This window comes from Amycolatopsis sp. NPDC005003 (assembly GCF_053600695.1).
Genome location: NZ_JBSGAI010000012.1, coordinates 81,607 through 98,249, shown reverse-complemented (window position 1 = coordinate 98,249; position 16,643 = coordinate 81,607). Strand labels below are relative to the sequence as shown.

Annotated in this window: 14 protein-coding genes; 6 read left to right on the top strand and 8 right to left on the bottom strand. The window is 71.9% G+C overall.

All coding sequences use genetic code 11. From position 1 onward, the window contains the following. Positions 1-32: 32 nt before the first annotated feature. The gene (locus ACWED2_RS16405) at positions 33-1,526 is read right to left on the bottom strand and encodes a rhamnogalacturonidase (protein ID WP_449691414.1); all 1,494 of its coding nucleotides are present in this window, start codon (positions 1,524-1,526) and stop codon (positions 33-35) included. A 210-nt stretch (positions 1,527-1,736) separates the two neighbouring features. After that, positions 1,737-2,924: an elongation factor Tu gene (gene tuf / locus ACWED2_RS16400; protein WP_449691295.1), complete on the bottom strand. Its 1,188-nt coding sequence runs from the start codon at positions 2,922-2,924 to the stop codon at positions 1,737-1,739. A 210-nt stretch (positions 2,925-3,134) separates the two neighbouring features. Between tuf and ACWED2_RS16395 the strand changes: the two genes are divergently transcribed. Beyond that, the gene (locus ACWED2_RS16395; protein ID WP_449691294.1) at positions 3,135-3,389 is read left to right on the top strand and encodes a TetR-like C-terminal domain-containing protein; all 255 of its coding nucleotides are present in this window, start codon (positions 3,135-3,137) and stop codon (positions 3,387-3,389) included. Here ACWED2_RS16395 and ACWED2_RS16390 read toward each other — a convergent pair. Continuing rightward, positions 3,364-3,933 (bottom strand): helix-turn-helix domain-containing protein, encoded by a 570-nt coding sequence (locus ACWED2_RS16390; protein ID WP_449691293.1) that lies wholly within the window; start codon positions 3,931-3,933, stop codon positions 3,364-3,366. The two genes, ACWED2_RS16395 and ACWED2_RS16390, sit on opposite strands and share 26 nt — an antisense overlap. Before the next feature lie 18 nt (positions 3,934-3,951). On the opposite strand from ACWED2_RS16390, the gene ACWED2_RS16385 reads away from it, so the two are divergent. After that, positions 3,952-4,440: an N-acetyltransferase family protein gene (locus ACWED2_RS16385; protein ID WP_449691292.1), complete on the top strand. Its 489-nt coding sequence runs from the start codon at positions 3,952-3,954 to the stop codon at positions 4,438-4,440. Here the strand turns inward: ACWED2_RS16385 and ACWED2_RS16380 are convergent. Next, positions 4,437-5,024, bottom strand: a complete 588-nt coding sequence (locus ACWED2_RS16380; RefSeq protein WP_449691291.1) for a helix-turn-helix domain-containing protein — start codon at positions 5,022-5,024, stop codon at positions 4,437-4,439. The two genes, ACWED2_RS16385 and ACWED2_RS16380, sit on opposite strands and share 4 nt — an antisense overlap. A 77-nt stretch (positions 5,025-5,101) precedes the next feature. Between ACWED2_RS16380 and ACWED2_RS16375 the strand changes: the two genes are divergently transcribed. Together ACWED2_RS16375 and ACWED2_RS16370 are read left to right on the top strand one after the other, a co-directional pair. Continuing rightward, the gene (locus ACWED2_RS16375; protein ID WP_449691290.1) at positions 5,102-6,043 is read left to right on the top strand and encodes an NAD(P)/FAD-dependent oxidoreductase; all 942 of its coding nucleotides are present in this window, start codon (positions 5,102-5,104) and stop codon (positions 6,041-6,043) included. A 32-nt stretch (positions 6,044-6,075) separates the two neighbouring features. After that, a complete protein-coding gene (locus ACWED2_RS16370) occupies positions 6,076-6,549 on the top strand; it encodes a group II truncated hemoglobin (RefSeq protein WP_449691289.1) in 474 nt (157 codons plus the stop codon). A gap of 201 nt (positions 6,550-6,750) precedes the next feature. Here the strand turns inward: ACWED2_RS16370 and ACWED2_RS16365 are convergent, their stop codons facing one another. Then, entirely contained in the window at positions 6,751-7,644 is an 894-nt protein-coding gene (locus ACWED2_RS16365) for an NAD-dependent protein deacetylase (RefSeq protein WP_449691288.1), read from the bottom strand. After that, positions 7,644-8,546 (bottom strand): bifunctional helix-turn-helix transcriptional regulator/GNAT family N-acetyltransferase, encoded by a 903-nt coding sequence (locus ACWED2_RS16360; protein ID WP_449691287.1) that lies wholly within the window; start codon positions 8,544-8,546, stop codon positions 7,644-7,646. Before ACWED2_RS16360 ends, ACWED2_RS16365 begins: the two co-directional genes overlap by 1 nt. A 154-nt stretch (positions 8,547-8,700) precedes the next feature. Here ACWED2_RS16360 and ACWED2_RS16355 point away from each other — a divergent pair, with 154 nt between their 5' ends. Further along, positions 8,701-10,854, top strand: coding sequence for an ATP-binding protein (locus tag ACWED2_RS16355; protein WP_449691286.1), 2,154 nt, complete (start codon positions 8,701-8,703; stop codon positions 10,852-10,854). A gap of 2 nt (positions 10,855-10,856) precedes the next feature. On the opposite strand, the gene ACWED2_RS16350 is transcribed toward ACWED2_RS16355, so the two are convergent. Next, positions 10,857-11,954, bottom strand: coding sequence for a HesA/MoeB/ThiF family protein (locus ACWED2_RS16350; protein WP_449691285.1), 1,098 nt, complete (start codon positions 11,952-11,954; stop codon positions 10,857-10,859). 366 nt (positions 11,955-12,320) lie between these two features. Here ACWED2_RS16350 and ACWED2_RS16345 point away from each other — a divergent pair, with 366 nt between their 5' ends. Continuing rightward, positions 12,321-15,323, top strand: coding sequence for a tetratricopeptide repeat protein (locus ACWED2_RS16345; protein WP_449691284.1), 3,003 nt, complete (start codon positions 12,321-12,323; stop codon positions 15,321-15,323). A gap of 369 nt (positions 15,324-15,692) precedes the next feature. Here ACWED2_RS16345 and ACWED2_RS16340 read toward each other — a convergent pair whose 3' ends face one another. Beyond that, the gene (locus ACWED2_RS16340) at positions 15,693-16,610 is read right to left on the bottom strand and encodes a DUF3800 domain-containing protein (protein ID WP_449691283.1); all 918 of its coding nucleotides are present in this window, start codon (positions 16,608-16,610) and stop codon (positions 15,693-15,695) included. Positions 16,611-16,643 lie beyond the last annotated feature (33 nt).

Sequence of the window (16,643 nt, the reverse complement as noted above, 5' to 3'; positions counted from 1 at the left end):
CCGCGGCGGCGCCGGGACCCGGCCGGAAGTCGTTACAGCTCCTGGTGATCCGCGTGGTCCACCCGGGCCTCCGGCACCGGGCGGCCCACGCTCACCCGGAAGTCGTCCACCGCGTCGAGGACGAACGTCGGCGTGCCCGCCGCCTGGTCGGCCCGGCAGTGGTGCACGTCGGCGTCGGCCACGTCCCGCAGGACGAACGCCGGGCGGGTGTCGGGCTTGCCGAACCGGACATCCACGTTGTCCCAGCTGATGCCCCGGGCGTGGCGGACGAAGAAGCCGTACGCCGGCAGGGTTCCGAACATCGACGGCTCGGGGTACGCGGTTTCCAGCTCCGGCGGGTTCTGCACCGCGTCGCCCGGCGTCAGGCCTCCTGCCAGGTGGTGGCGGATGTTGCTCAGCTTGACGTCCTCGACGGGGTGGCCCGGGATGCCGGAGAAGCACGACGGGTAGCGCGGGTCCGCGTCGATCGTCGTGACGTCGCTGATGCTGACCCGGCGCAGGAACCCGACCGGGATGCCCGCCGGCCCGCGCATCCGCGCCCCCAGCCGCAGGAACAGCGGCATCTGGACGTTGCGCATGGTCAGGTTGCTGATCGTGACGTCCTCCAGCCACCCGCCGTCGACCGTTTCCAGGGCCAGGCCCCGGCAATGCTCGAAGACCACGTTGGAAATCGCGATGTTGCGGAAACCGCCGTTGGACTCGGTGCCGAACTTGACGCGGCCGGTGCGGCCGTACGACGCCGCCGTCTTGAACGTGCCGCCGACGAGGGTGCCGAGGTCGTAGCCGCTGACGAAGCAGTTGTCGATGGTGACGTTTTCGGTGTCGCGCACCTGGTTCAGGGCATACGAGCTCTTGAGGACGATGGCGTCGTCGTTCGGCGAGTTCACCGTCGTGTTGGCGATGCGGACGTTCTTGCAGCAGTCGATGTTGATGCCGTCGCGGTTGGTGTCGATCACCAGGCCGTCGATGCGGAAGTTGTCGACGCCGGTGGGAAGGATGCCGAAGTGCCCGCCGTTGACGATGGTGATGTCGCGGATCGCGATGTTGCGGCACAGCTTGAGCGCGATCGCCTTGTTCCCGTTGAGCGGCGCGGATTCCGCGCTGCCGCCGGCGACCAGGCCCTTGCCGTCGATCTTGCCGGGCCCTTCGATGGTGACGTTCTCGAGGTTCTCGCCCCAGATCAGGCTGTTGTGCCAGTGGCTGTGCCCGAAGTCCTGGTACGGGTTGCCGGCGCCAGGTTCGGCGGGGTCGTAGCCCTGGCCGCCGGCCGGCGCGGCGGCCAGGATCGTCGCGTTGGCGCCGAGGTACAGCGCGATGTTGCTCTTGAGGTGGATCGAATAGCTCGCGTACGTCCCGGCCGGGAAGTACACGGTGCCGCCGCGGGTCGCGGCCGCGTCGATCGCGCGGTTGATCGCGGCGGTGTCGATCGTGCGCCCGTCGCCTTTCGCGCCGAACTTCGTGACGTCGAAGAAGCGGCCCGACGGGCTCCCGAATTCCTCGGCTCCGGCCGCCGGAGATCCGACCAATGGCAGGGCGGCACCGGCCGCACCCGCGGCTCCCCAAGCAACGACCCGGCGGCGGCTCAACGCTCTTCCCACTTCAACTCCCTTTCTCGCCACGGCGGAAGCCCAGCAAGGTGCTTCCGACGGCGGATCGGGAATGCGTCCTTCAGCTAAGAGCAAAAGATCGGATGAGTCAAGCTCGTCCCCGCCCGCAGGCGGGGACGAGCCCGATCTTCAGTCCAGCACTTCGCGCACGGTGCCCGCGGCGACCGTCAGCCGGCCTTCGCGCATGGCGAACCCGAGGCCAGGGCTCATCGCGACCGGCTGCCCCAGCTCCACCGTCAGCTCCGCCGCGTCGCCCGGCCGGACGACCGTGACGCCCTCGGCGAGGGCGACCACCCCGACGACGTCACTGGTGCGGAAGTGGAACTGCGGCCGGTAGTTCGCCGCGAACGGCGTCCGCCTGCCACCCTCGGCGGCCGACAGCACGTGGACGTCCGCGCGGAACCGCCGGTGCGGCCGGACGCTGCCGGGCAGGCAGACCACCTGGCCGCGCCGGACTTCGCCGCGCTTCACCCCGCGCAGCAGCACTGCGGCGTTGTCACCCGCCTCGGCGCGGTCCATCGGCTTGCCGAACGTCTCGAGCCCGGTGGCCACGCTGGCCACCGCCGGGCCGAGCCCGATCACCTCGACCGCGTCGCCGACGGCGAGGGTGCCCTGCTCCACCGCACCGGTCACGACGGTGCCGCGGCCGGTGATGGTGAGGACGTTCTCGATCGGCATCAGGAACGGCAGGTCGAGCCGCCGCGGCGGGATCGGCACGTGCTCGTCGACGGCGGCGAGCAGGTCGAGGATCCGCTGCGTCCACCGCGGGTCGCCGTCGAGCGCGCGCAGCCCGGACACCCGGACCACGGGCACGGCGTCGCCGTCGAACCCGTAGCGGGTCAGCAGCTCGCGCACCTCGAGCTCGACCAGGTCGAGCAGCTCCTCGTCGTCGGCGAGGTCGGCCTTGTTGAGCGCCACCACGAGGTGCTCGACCCCGATCCGGCGCGCCAGGACGACGTGCTCGCGCGTCTGCGGCATCGCGCCGTCCTGCGCCGAGACCACGAGCACGGCGCCGTCCAGCTGGGCCGCGCCGGTGATCATGTTCTTGACGTAGTCGGCGTGCCCCGGCATGTCGACGTGCGCGTAGTGCCGGGTCGGCGTCTCGTACTCGACGTGCGCGATGTTGATGGTGATGCCGCGCTCGATCTCCTCCGGCGCGCGGTCGATGCGGTCGAAGGCGACGTAGCGGTTGGTCCCGCCCTGTTCGGCGAGCACCTTGGTGATGGCGGCGGTGAGCGTGGTCTTGCCGTGGTCGACGTGGCCCATCGTGCCGATGTTCAGGTGCGGCTTGGTCCGCACGTACTGCTGCTTGGTCATGGCTTTTCCCTGCGCTGGAAGAAGAATGCGCGAAACCGGGCGGAGCGTGTCGACCCTCCCCCGGCGGTTTCGCGCCCAGGGCGGGGGAAATCGGGGAAGGGTCAGCTTCGAGCGCCGGTCAGCAGGGCGGAAAGCCGTGCCGACAGGGCGCTCGGCAGGGACAGGCCTGCGAGCGTCGCGCTGTCGGACACGGGGAACATGACCGGAAGGGTGACACGACCGTCGTGGCCGTGTCACCTCGATTTCCCGGTAGCCGACGGTGAACCGGCGCTGGACGAACCGCGGCAGCTCGGCTTCGTCGACCAGCCCGCCCTGCGGATCTGGGGGCACCTGCACGGGCTGGTCTCCCTCGAGGTCCTCGGCCACCTGCGCGCCCAGACCACCAACCCCGCCAAGCTGTACCGCAACGAGATCACGCGGCTGATCTCGTCGCTCGGCCTCACCCCGCCGAGCGGGACCGCATGATCAACGCCGCAACGGAGTACACACAAGGGTTTCCGGTGCGGTTCGCGTAGGAATGCGTTGCGTCGGCGGGAAAGTACACCGAATCCCCCGCCGCCAGGACGTACTCCGCGTCGCCGACGCCCAGGCACAGCTCGCCCGATTCGACGGCGACGAACTCGTGGGAACCCGGTGCGTACGCCGGAAAAGCACCCGCGTCGCACCCCGGCGGCAGCGTGGTGCGGATCCATTCGAAGTTGACGCCGGGAACGACCGGCGTCAGCACCGTGCGGTGCCAGCCGCCGGGCTCGGCGACGTGGTCCTGCTCCGCCGCGCGGCGGACGATCACCCGGTCGCTCTCCAGGCCGGCCAGCAGCCGGGACACCGGCAGCCCGAGGCCGTCGGCGATCCGGGACAGCACCACGACCGTCGGCGTCTTCTCGCCGCGCTCGATGGCCGACAGCATGCTGACGCTGACGCCCGCCGCCACTGCCAGGGCGTTCAACGACAGCCCGCGGCCCGTGCGCAGGTCGTGAAGGTGACGGCCGAGCGACACCGGATCAATCATTCCTCTATAATAGCGACTATGTCCACTATAGCGGAAGCGACGGAGGCCGACGCCGAAGGCATTGCCGCCGTCTTCGCGCCGTACGTCACCGACTCCGTCTTCACCTTCGAGACCACGCCGCCCACCGCGGACCAGTGGCGCGCGAAGATCCGCGAGAGCACGTGGCCGTTCCTCGTGCTCGCCGAAGACGGCGAAATCCTCGGCTACGCGCTGGCCGCGCCGTGGCGGCCGAAGCCGGCATACCGGTTCTCGGTGGAGACGACGATCTACCTCGCGCCGCAGGCCGCCGGCCGCGGTCACGGGCGACGGCTGCTCGACGAGCTGCTGAAGCGGTGCGAGAAAGCCGGGGCCCAGCAGGCGATCGCGGTCATCGTCGACTCCGGCAACCCCGCGTCGCGAAACCTGCACCGAGCGGCCGGGTTCACCGACGCCGGTGTGCTGCGGCGCGTCGGCTTCAAGCACGACCGCTGGCTCGACACCATCCTGATGCAACGCGAACTGGGCTAACGAGACTTCGCGCGCAGGTGCAGCCGCTCCCCCTGCTTCCCGAACAGGCTGAGGATCTCCGCCGGCCGGCCGTCGACCGCGCCGAACCAGTGCGGGAGGCGCGTGTCGAACTCCGCCGCCTCGCCCGGACCCAGCGTCAGGTCCCGGTCCGCCAGGATCAGGCGCAAGCGGCCCGACAGGACGTACAGCCACTCGTACCCCTCGTGGACCTGGGGATCGGGTTCGCCGGTCTCCGGTTCCAGGATCATCTTGAACGCCTGGGGCGCGCCCGGCTGGCGGGTCAGCGGCAGCACCGTCATCGCCGCGCCGTTGTGGCGCGGGATGCGGCGCGCGGTCAGCCGGACCCGGGGGTCGCCGACCTCCGGCGCGCCCACCAGCTCGTCGAGCGGCACCTGGTGGGCCTGGGCGATCGGCAGCAGCAGTTCCAGGCTCGGTTTGCGCTGGCCGGACTCCAGCCGGGACAGCGTGCTCTTCGAAATGCCCGTCGCCGCCGACAGGTCGGCGAGCGTGACCCGCCGCTGTGTGCGCACCCGCTTCAGGCGGGGGCCGACCTCGGCGAGGGCCTGGGTGATCGCGTCCGTCATGCCCCCAGGAAACCCGCTTGTCCCGGAAACGGCAACATTAGTTGTCGGATTCGCGAAGCCGGGGTCATGGTGGCGGCATGAGCGAAAACAACAGCTTCGACGTACTGGTGGTGGGTGGCGGCGCCGCGGGACTCAGCGCGGCCCTGATGCTGGGCCGGGCGCGGCGGCGCGTCGCGGTCGTCGACGCGGGCGCCCCGCGCAACGCGCCGGCGTCGCACATGCACGGCTTCCTCTCCCGCGACGGCCTGCCGCCGTCCGAACTCCTGGAAATCGGCCGCGGCGAACTCCGCGGCTACGGCGTGGAGCTCGTCGAAGACCGGGTGGCCCGGCTCGATCCGGGCTTCACCGCCCGGCTGGCGGGTGGCCGGGAGCTGACCGCCCGGCGCGTCCTGGTCGCCACCGGCGTCCACGACGACCTGCCGGACCTCCCGGGCCTGCGGGAGAGCTGGGGTACCGACGCGGTGACCTGCCCCTACTGCCACGGTTACGAAGTCCGCGACCAGCCCCTCGGCGTCCTCGGCACCGAGCCGGCGAGCGTCGAGCACGCGCTGCTGGTGCGCCAGTGGTCGCCGGACGTCGTGTACTTCGCGCACACCGTTCCGGTGTCCGAAGAGGACCGTGAGCGGCTCGACGCGCGCGGGATCCGCGTCGTCGAGGGCCTGGTGACCGCGGTCCGGCGTGAAGACGGCCGCCTCACCGGCGTCGAGCTCGGGGCCCGGTTCGTGCCGCGGACGGCGCTGTTCCTCCGCACCCGGACCGTCCCGCACGACGAGCTGCTGCGCGACCTCGGATACGTCGAAGGCGACGTCGACCCGTCCGGGAAGACCGGCGTGCCCGGTGTGTGGGCCGCGGGGAACGTCGTCGACGCGCGGGCGACCGTGATCATCGCCGCGGCCCAGGGCGCGGCCGCCGCCGGCGCGCTGAACCACGACCTGGTCGCCGAGGACGTCCGGCGGGCGGTCGACGCGTTCGGCGGCTTCTCCCCGACGGTGGAGCGCGCGGCCGCCGGCGCGCGCTAGCTTGTGGCGCCCCGGCGTGCCAGGCTCGGCGGGTGCGTCCGACGTTGTACGAATTCGCCGGCTGCGACCCCGCGTTCCGCGCGCTGGCCGCCGCCCACCACGAGCGCTGCCTGGCCGACCCGGAGCTGAACCACCCGTTCTCGAAGCAGGATCAGCACCCGCGGCACGTCGAGCGGCTCGCCTGGTACTGGGCCGAGGTGATGGGCGGGCCGCCCCGGTTCTCGCGCGAGTGCAGCGACCACTCGGCGATGCTGCGGATGCACGCGGGCAACGGCGACATGAGCGACCTCGGCCGCCGGTTCGTCGCCTGCTTCGTGCGGGCCGCGGACGACGCCGGGCTGCCGGCCGACCCGGAGTTCCGCGCCGCGCTGCGGGCGTACATGGAGTGGGCGGTGGCCGAGGTGCTCACCTACCCCGGCCCACCCGCCGAGGTCCCCGCGGGGCTCGCCGTGCCCCGCTGGTCGTGGAACGGGTTGCAGCCCCGGTACCGATCCGGCCAAAAGTAGGCCCCCCACGCGGCACGTAACCGCTGCTACGAAGCCATTCGGCCGTGGCTGTGGTCGGATCGGTAACCATCGGCACTGTAACGACCGGGGCGGCCGCCGCGTCTTGCAGGCGACGACCGGCTGTGGAGGTCCGTCGCCAGAGCCGGTCCGGCCGGGTTCCCCCCACCCGCCCGGACCGGCTCGTCCAAGCCGCCGCGCCGCTCACGCGGTCCGGCCGCGCTCCTCACCGAGGCGGCCGACCAGCTCGGTCAGCGCAGGCCCCAGCGGCCGGTCGACGCGCACCGAGGCGTAGCGGTCGCCGCGGGTTTCGCCGCGGTTGACGATCACCACCGGCTTGCCCGCCTTTGCCGCGTGGCGGACGAAGCGGAGGCCGGACATCACCGTCAGGGACGAGCCGAGCACCAGCAGCGCCTCGGCGGCGTCGACCAGCCCGTAGCACTGCTCGACCCGGGGCCGCGGCACGTTCTCGCCGAAGAACACGACGTCCGGCTTGAGGACGCCTTCGCAGGCCTCGCACGGGACCGGCCGGAAGCCGCGGACCACGTCGGCGGGCAGCTCGACGTCGCCGTCCGGGTTGATGCGGGTGGCCGCGCCGGTGAAGCCGGGGTTGGCCGCGCGCAGCCGGCGGTCCAGCTCCGCGCGCGGGCTGGTGCGGCGGCAGTCCAGGCAGATGACGCGGTCCAGGCTGCCGTGCAGCTCCACGGCGTCCGCGGTGCCGGCCGCCTGGTGCAGGCCGTCGACGTTCTGCGTGATGACGCCGCCGACGTACCCGCCTTCGCGCAGCGCCGTCACCGCGCGGTGGCCGTCGTTGGGGTGGGCGCGGGCGATCGTGCGCCAGCCGAGGTGGCTGCGCGCCCAGTACCGCTGCCGCCCTTCGGCGCTGGTGACGAACTCGTCGTAGGTCATCGGCGTGTGCCGGCGCAGGCTGCCGCTTTCCCCGCGGTAGTCCGGGATCCCGGACTCGGTGGACAGCCCGGCCCCGCTGAGCACGGCCACCCGCCCGCGCGCGACGACAGCCGTCAGCTCGTCGAGGCTGGACGTCCGCGGCAGCGGCGCGTCCGCCGACGTCCAGGAGAGGGTGGGCCGGGTCCGCACTACGCCAGCGTACGTGGGCCGGTGAGGGTCTTCTCGAACCAGTGATCGGCGTAGTGCTCGTCGTTGAACGGCGCGACCTCCCGGAACCCGGCGGCGCGGTACAGCCCGATCGCTTCGGCGAGCGCGCGGTTCGTCTCCAGCCGCAGCGTGCGGACACCGGCGTCGAAGGCGTACGCCTCCAGCTCGGCCAGCAGGCGGCGCCCCAGCCCGAGACCACGCACGGACGGCGCGACCCACATCCGCTTGACCTCGGCGGGCGAACCGGCGGGGAGCTTGAGCGCGCCGCAGCCCACGGGTTCGCCGTGCAGTTCGGCGACCAGCAGCACCCCGGCCGGCGGGGTCATTTCGGCGTCGGCCGCGGAAATGCTGCGCGCCGGGTCGAAGCCGTCGTCGAACCGCCCGGCCAGCTCGGCGAAGTAGGAGCGTAGGCAGCGGCGGGCATCGGCGTGCCCGGGCGGTGTGGGGGCGACCTCGACCGCCGACGCCGTCAGCAGCCGTTCCACCTCGGCCATGGCGGCGACGAGCCGGGTGCGCTGCCCACCGGACAGCGGCGCCAGGAGAGCGGCGGCCGCGTCGTCGGAAAGCCGGTCGAGGGTGGCCCGTTCGGCCAGCCCGGCCTCGGTGAGCACCGCGGTCCGCACCCGGCCGTCGTCCCGGCTGGGCTCGACCCGCACCAGCCCGTCGCGCTCCAGGCCGCGCAGCAGCCGGCTGAGGTAGCCGGAGTCGAGGTCGAGCCGTGCCCGCAGCTCGTGGACGTCCCGCCCGGCCGCACCGATCTCCCACAGCACCCGCGCTTGGCCGAGCGGCCGGGCCCGGGCGAGGAAGGCGTCGTCGAGCGCACCGATCCGCTGGGTGACCGTCCGGTTGAACCGCCGGACGCCGTCGACCAGGCCTGAGTCCATTCTCTGACCATAGTCAGAGAACTCTGTCCTGGGTTGCGGACAGCTTGGCCATTCCGGTGACAGTACGCGTTGACCGTGTCACATTCAGCTTCCCCGGCTCGCGGCCCCTGCGGTACACCGGAAGTTCTGCTGTCGAGCTGCGGGCTGGGATGCGATGGTCGACGAACCGGAGCACGAGCACGGCACGAGACCGGTGTCCAACGAGGTAGCGGGCACCGTGGTGGGTTCCGTCGTCCAAGCGGGCACGATCCGGCAGGTCGTCCTGCCGCCCGCGCAGCGGCAGGAACTCCCGGTGCCCCGCCAGCTGCCGCCGGCGGTGCGCGACTTCGCCGGCCGGGCCGAGCAGCTCGCCCGGCTGGACGGCCTCCTGCTCGACCGGGACGACAGCCGCCCGGCCGCCACGGTGATCTCGGCACTGGACGGCACCGCCGGGGTCGGGAAGACGGCGCTGGCCGTGCAGTGGGCGCACCGGGTGGAACACCGCTTCGCCGACGGCACGCTGTTCGCCGACCTGCGCGGTTACGGCCCGAGCGCGCCGGTGCGCCCGGATCTCGTGCTCGCCTCGTTCCTCCGGGTGCTGGGCGTCGACGAGGACCGGATCCCGGCTGGGCTGGAGGCCCAGGTGAGCATGTACCGCTCGGTGCTCGCCGGCCGCCGGGTGCTGATCCTGCTGGACAACGCCGGCACCGCCGAACAGGTCCGGCCGCTGCTGCCGGGCTCCCCCGGCTGTGTCGTGCTGGTCACCAGCCGGGCCAGCCTGACCGGGTTGCTCGTCGCCGAAGCCGCCAGCCAGGTCACCCTCGAGCTGTTCAGCCCGGACGAAGCCCACGTGCTGCTCCGGCGGATCCTCGGGCCCGCGCGGATCGCCGCCGAGCCCGACGCCGTCGCCGACCTCGTCGAGGTGTGCGCGCGGCTGCCCCTGGCGCTGCGGATCGCCGCCACCCGCATCGCCACCCGCCGCCACACCAGCGTCGCCGAGGTCGTGGCCGACATCGCCGGCGGCCGGGACAGGTTGGACGTGTTGAGCAGCAGCGAAGACGAGCGCAGTGCCGTGCGAAGCGTGTTCGACTGGTCGTACACGCGGCTCTCGGCCGAACACGCCGGCCTGTTCCGCCGGCTCGGCCTGCATCCCGGCGCCGAGTTCGGGGTGCCCGCCGCCGCCGCGGTGGCCGGGATCGACGACGCCACGGCGTACCGGCTGCTGGAGGCGCTGGCCGACGTGCACCTGATCGAGTCCGTCGGGGCCCGGCGCTACCGGTTCCACGACCTCCTGCACGCCTACGCGGCGCATCGCGCCGAGCGCGACGACACCCCGGACGGCCGGCGCGAGACCGCGTCCCGGCTGTCCGCCTGGTACGCGCGCACCGCGCAGGCGGCCGACCGGCTCGTCTTCCCCGGTCTCGAGGCCCCGGCCGTCGAACTGCCGCCGGTGGGCCCGGACCTGCCGCTCGCCGACCGCGCCCAGGCCCTCGCGTGGCTGAACACCGAGCAGGCGAACCTGCTCGCGGTCCTGCGGTCGGCCACCGAGGAGCCCACCGCCGTCGTGCTGGCGGCGGCCGCGAGGTTCCTCAGCCTCCGGGACCGCGCCCTCTGGTCGGTGCGCCTCGAGGCCGAAACGCTCGGCGTCGAGGCCGCGAGAGCCGCCGGTGACCAAGCCGCCGAGGCGCTCCTGCTCGGCTTCCGGGGTGACACGTTCGCGGACCTGGGGCGCTGGGACGAGGCGGAAGCCGACTTCGGCCGTCAGCTCGTCCTGGCCCGCGACCTCGGCGACGCCGTCCGGCACGAGATGGCCCTGGCCGGCCTGGGGCAGATCCGCTTCCGGCAGCAGCGGTACGCCGAGGCGCGGGACTACTACCTCCGGGCACTGCCCCTCGCCCGGCAGGCGGGCGGCGGGCGGCCGGAAGCCGTCGTGGAGTGCAACCTCAGCCGGATCAGCGTCCGGCTGGGTGAGTTCGAGCAGGCCCGGGCGCACGCCGAACGAGAACTCGCGGTGCGCCGCGAGACCGCGGACCGCGTCGGCGAAGCCTATGCCCTGTGCGACATGGCCATTGCGCTGCAGGGACTCCAGGCCCACGAACAGGCGATCGAGTACGCCGGGCAGGCCATCGCGCGGTACCGGGCGCTCGCCGGCACCGAGGCTCTGCTCGCCGAAGCCCTCGAAACGGCGGCAGCCTCGCTCGAACGCACCGGGGACGGCTCGCGCGCGGCGGAATGCCTCGCGGAAGCCGCCGCGCTCCTCGACGACCTCGACGTGGAGCACGCCGAATCCCTGCGCGCCCGCGTCCGGGACCTGACGTCCGGCGCGTGACGTCAGCCGCAGGCCGGGCAGTCGGGCCGGGGTGACTCGGGGCCGAACGCGAAGCTGTCCTGCAGGGTGACGAGGTTGAAGCCGAACTCGCAGTTGGTCCGCAACGCGGGCGCGCCGGTGACGAAGCTCAGCGCGGCGTGCGCGGCCAACTGCCCCGCGACGCCGGCCGACACCGCGTTGGCCGCGTGCGACCGGACCTTCCCGGCCGCGGCCGGGAAGGTCCGCGGCGGCAGCCCGGCGCGCCGTTCCCGCTCGGCGGCCCGGGCGCAGTCGTAGCACGGACCGGTACCCGGCCGGTACAGCCCGCAGCCGACCTGGGGACCGTGGTAGCCGCCGTGCACCCACGCCGTCCCGGTCGCCAGGCACGCCTGGTTGGTCCAAGAGCGGATCTCCGCCGGCTGGTCCGCGGCCAGCAGCACGACGTCGAACCCGGTCGCCAGCGTCCGCAGCACCGCGGGGCCGTCGACGACCAGCCGCGCTCCGGTGACCCGGACCTCGGAGTTGTGCGCACGCAGCCGCTCGACCGCGGCCTCGGCCTTGGGGCGGCCGAGGTCCCGTTCGGTGTACAGGATCTGCCGGTTGAGGTTGGACAGCTCGACCACGTCGGGTTCGACGCAGTGGACGTGCCCGACCCCGGAAACCACCAGGGTCTGGGCGGCGGTGCAGCCGACACCGCCGATCCCGATGACGACGACCCGCGCCCCGCGCAGCAGCAACTGCGTGTCCCAGCTCGTCCGGCGCGGGGTGCGGTCCATCCACCGGAAGAGCGCCCGGCTCCGCCGGTAGCGTTCCCGTTCGGCGGCGCTCAGCCCGGCGGGGTCGGGCTCGCCGGCGTCTTCGACGTACCCGGCCGCCACCAGGTCCCCGATGGCCGCCCGGACCTCGGCCCCGGTCCCCGCCGGGTGCAGGCGGACCAGGTCGGCGACGACCTGGTCCGTGGTCCGCGAACCGTCGAGCAGTTCCAGCAGCGCCCACACCCACCCGTCGGGATCGCGGATGTCGGCGGCGATTCCGCGCACGATCCCGCCGATCTGGACACGATCGCCGCCGTGGCGGACCGGGAGGTGCTCGGGTTTGATCACGGGTCGCTGCACGGCCATTTCCTCCTCGGCGTCGCTAGCTGTTCTGGGTGGGGTGGCTGAAGGTCGTTTCCCGCTCCGGTTCGATGAATTCGATCATGAATTCGTGCTCCTTTCCGGCATCTGCGCCCCGCCCGGCCGATGCTCGACCGGACACCGGAAGCATGGAACCCGCCGCTGTCAACGACATGCCGGAGGCACGGTCAAACCCGCAACACGGCCGGATCGAACGTGACAAATCAATGTCAGCACAGGTCAGAGCGGTGGCGCGGGCGCGAGCGAATGGGAAACTCGAAATCGGCGAGGAGGATCAGCGATCCCACAGGAGGGGGGAAAGCTGGCGGGATGGAGATCGCATTCGGAATTCTCGGGCAGACTACCATGCGAATGCACGGTCAGTTGACCACCGACTGGGGCTCGCTCAAGCTCCGCAGGGTGCTGGCCGCGTTGCTCACGAATCCGAAGGTGCGCATGGGGATGGCCACCCTGGCGGAGTGGGTCTGGTCGGTCGACGAGCCGGAGCCGAACGACCCGGTTTCCACGTTCCGCACCTACTCCGGGCGCATCGGCAAGGCGATCCGCGAAGCAGCCCTTCCCGCCACCCTCCGCACGATCGACGGCGCGCTGCACCTCGAGGCCGAACGGTCCACAATCGACTATTTCGCCTTCGAAAAGCTGATCGAAACGGCTCGGCGCCACAGCAGGGCCCACGAGCACGAGGCCGCCTGCGAGGTGGCCACGGCCGCGCTGGCGCTCTGGCAGGGGCCGCCGCTCGCGGACCTGACCTCGCAGCCGGCCCGAACCTGGCGCCATGCGGCGGTGCACAACGCCTGGCTGCCGGCGAACCAGCTGCTGCTGGGCGAGCTGATCGCCCTCGAACGGTTCGACACCGCGCTGCGGAAGCTCGACGAGCTCCAGCGCGAGCACCGGACCGACCTCGGGCTGGCCCGGCGCCGCCTGCAGACGCTGCACGAACTCGACCGGACCGACGACATGGGCGCCTACCACGTGGCCGTGCGAAAGCTGCTCCAGGCCGAGGGCGACCACGCCGCCGCGGCCGACCTGCTCAAGTACTACGACACCTTGATCTCGAAAACCGGGCCGGGCAGGCGAACCGCGCCGGGCGCCCGCACCGCGGCCGAGCGGCTGGCCTCGCTCCCCCGCCCGCGGCCGCCGTCCGACCAGGCCCGGCCACGCAGCCTGCTGCCGGACTTCGCGCCCCGGCGGCGGTCACTGCTGCCGCCGGCGCCCGCGGATTTCGTCGGCCACGACGACCTGCTGAAGACGCTCGACGGCTTGGCGCACACCGCCGAGGGCCGGTTCCGCCCCGGCGTGATCGTCCTGGACGGCCTGGCGGGCATCGGAAAGACCGCACTCGCGGTGCACTGGGCACACCAGCAGTACGGCCGGCTGGCCGACACCGCGTTGTACCTGGACCTGCACGGCTTCGACGGCGAGCGCCCGGTGTCGCCCGGCGACGTGGTCGACGGGCTCCTCGACGCGTACGACCTGCCCATCGCCCGGCTCGGCACCCGCACGCGGCGGGAGGCGAAACTCCGCGAAGTCCTTGCGGCGAACCGGACCCTGGTCGTGCTCGACAACGCCGTGAATTCGGCGCACGTGCTGCCGCTGCTGACCACGCTCTCCCCGTGCCTGGTCCTCGTGACCAGCCGCCAGGGCCTCACCGTGCTGACCAGCCGGCACGGGGCCCGGCGCTGCTCGATGACCTTGCTCGACGACGCGCACGCCGTCCGGCTCCTGAGCGGGCGCATCGGCGACCGGGCCGCCGCCGAACCGGCGGCGCTCGCGCGGATCACCGCGCTGTGCGGCGGAATTCCCCTCGCGCTCCAGCTGGTCGCTCACCACATCGAAAACCGCCGCGGCACCGCACTGACCGAGTTCGCCGACGAGCTGCGGGACGAGAGCCGGCTGCTCGACATCGGCGACGACGGGGACGATCCGCCCGCGAACGTGCGAGCCGCTCTCTCGGTCACCTACCACGCCCTCGCGCCGGCAGCGCGGAATCTGTTCCGGCTGATCGGGCTTTCCCCGGCGCCGGAACTGACCCTGCACGCCGCGGCCGCGCTGGCCGGCTTGCCGGCCAAGGAGGTCCAGCGCGCCCTCGACGTGCTCGTCAGCACTCATTTCCTCACCCACACGGGTTCCCGCGACCGCTACCGCGTCCACGACCTGCTCCGGGCCTTCGCCCGCGAACTCGCCGAGCGAGCCGACGGACGGGAAGAAGCCGAGCGCCGCCTGCTCGCGTATTATCTGACCGCCAGCTTCGACGCCAACCGGGTGCTTTTCCCGTTCCGGCCGCCGGTACCGATGCCACCACCACTGAGCGGAATACCCGTGCGGGAGTTCACCTCGGAAGAAGACGCGGCGAATTTTCTCCTGAGTGAGCGATCCACCTTCGCCAGGTTGGTACCCTGGTCGGCGGAACGCGGATACCATGAATTCGCCTGGAGAATTCCCCACAATTTCTACGGTCTCTACCGTCGCTACGGTTTTTATCGAACACTCCGGGATACCTACGGCGTGGCGGTGTCTTCCGCACAGGCAGTGCACGACCTCGAATCAGAAGGGGCCACCCGCGCGGATCGTGGCCTGATATTCTTCGCACTGGGCGAACATGATTCGGCATTGCAGGAATTCCACCTGGCGGCCGCCATCGCCCAGCAGACGCAGAGCCCGATGGGGATCGCCATCTCGTTGTCACACCTGGGGACGTACGAAGCCGGCGTCGGCAACCTGGACGCCGCCGAAGAGCTGTACCGGCGCGCACTGGACCAGCTCGCCGCGACCGCCGACCCGGGGGCCGAGTCCGCCACGCTGCACCGGCTCGCCGGAACCCTGCACCGGCGCGGTCGTCACGAGGAGGCGCTGGCCCTCTACCGCGAGGCATTGAGCCTCCGGGAAGGCATCGGCAACCACCACGGCCAGGCCGAAACCCTGGCCGAGATCGCGGCCGTTTCGACCGAACAGCACCGGTACGAAGACGCACAGCGGCACGGCCTGCACTCATTGACCATCGTCCAACGAATCCACGACCTGGAAGTCGCCCCCCGAGCGTGTTGCGTCCTGGCCACCGTCCACTACCGGCAGGCCCAGCACGCGGCGGCGATCGGCTACGCACGACAGGCCGTGCGGCTCGCCGCGCGAACCCGGAATTCGCCGGTCGAAGCCGAGGCCCTTCACGTCCTTTCCCATGCGCTGCAAGAGGTGGGTTTCGTCGCCGCGGCCGCAGAAGGCTGGCAAGCGGCAGCCGGTATCTATGCCGACCTGGGCGACCACGAACGCGTGCAGCACCTCGAAGAAGACCTCGCGGGCCTCACCACGTCCTCCGCGACTCGGCCCGCTTTTGAACACCGGTTAAGCGGGAAATAGTACTACCGTTCGGTTTGCGACTTGAGCGTGATCACCTGCAACACGGTAAGTAAGATCACCCCCACCCGTTCGAGACGTCACCACCCTTCTGTAGGGTGATGCCACCGCAGTTAGTTCACCTTGCGTAATTGCTTCGGCGATTACCGCATCCCCACACAGAGAGACCGACCACTTCATGTCGCGGAAATTGAAGCTCGTCGCCGGCTTTGCGCTGGCACTTTTCGCTGTAGCCGCCGTATTCCTTCAGACCGGCTACTGGAATCCTGAAGTGTTCACCTTCGCGCTGGGAAGCGCTCTTGCGTAGAGCGCGGATTCGGTGACCAGTGGTGGGACAGCGGCGAATGCGTTCTGTCCCACCACCTTCCGAGGTCACCCCATCGGCTCGGCCCAGACCGAGCCGGCGTCCACGAAGGACCGCAGCAGCGTGGTCAACCGGGCGTCCCCGCGGCCGTTGAGCTCGTCGGAGGCGATGCGGCGGGCCACGCCCGCCAGGAAGTCGGCCACCTGGACCCGTGCGTCGGCTCGGGAATCGACGAACCGGACGCCCGCCAGCCGGGGTCCGAGGGTCGCCTTGAGCTGCAGGATCCGCTCGGCGGTCAGCGCCAGCTGCTCGTCGTGGACCAGCTCGACCGGCGTGCCGCCGGCACTCCAGTGGCGGACCGTGTGGATCACCGCCGGCACCAGCGGGTCCAGCACCGGGACCAGGCCCGGGTCGGTCGCCAGCCGCGCCCGGTAGGCGGCCACGCGCTCGGCGCCGCCGCGGAAGCGGGCGACGATCTCGCCGGCTTCGCCCGGCACGCGCGCGAGCTCGTCGACCAGCGCGAAGAACTCCGCCGGTGACGTCGTCACGCCACGCCGGGGCTTCAGCCGCAGCGCGCTGACGAACGCCGTCAGGAAGAACTCCCAGCGCGCGGCGCCGAATTCCGCCGGGCCGGCGCGGTGGAGGGTGCGGGCCATCGCGTCCGTGCCGTCGCCGGCCAGCAGGGTGACCGCCGCCCGCACCGCGAAGAACGTCTTGCCGGTCAGGTGGACGTGCCCGCGGTCGGCGAGCGGGCCGTCCGGGGCGAGCAGCCATTCGAGGACCGCCCGGTGCTTGGCCCGCAGCAGGTGGTTGGCCTTGTACTCCTCGGCGGGCGAGCCGATCCGGGCGCGGATCTCCCGCACGCAGGCCGTCGCCTCGGGCCAGGACATCCGGACGCCCGCGTGGGCGAAGACGTCCGTCTCGCCGCCGAGCAGGTTCTCGCCCTCCGAACCCGATTCGTCGCAGGCGATCTCGACCGGGCGCACCCGCCCGATCGTGCCAGAACGCGCCGGCCGCGG